This window comes from Blautia sp. CAG:237 (assembly GCF_000436615.1).
GTDB lineage: Bacteria > Bacillota > Clostridia > Lachnospirales > Lachnospiraceae > Blautia_A > Blautia_A intestinihominis.
The window spans coordinates 1-226 of the sequence record NZ_FR886769.1; the positions used below are offsets into that span (position 1 = coordinate 1).

1 protein-coding gene is annotated in these 226 nt (G+C 46.5%); it reads right to left on the reverse strand.

The window, feature by feature from the left end; translation table 11 throughout:
• On the reverse strand, nt 1-226 hold a 226-nt coding region (locus QZL69_RS13020), incomplete at both ends, for a class I tRNA ligase family protein (protein ID WP_291519731.1).

Sequence of the window (226 nt, forward strand, 5' to 3'; positions counted from 1 at the left end):
TCTGCATAGATTACGTTTCCTTTGGATTTACTCATCTTTCCATCACCCTGGAGAAGCCATGGATGTCCGAATACCTGTTTCGGAAGCGGCAGATCCAGTGACATCAGGAAAATCGGCCAGTAAATTGTATGGAAACGGATAATGTCTTTACCGATCAGATGCAGGTCTGCAGGCCAGAGTTTGTTAAACTGTTCTGTGCTTTCGCCATCGCAGTCGTAGCCGATTC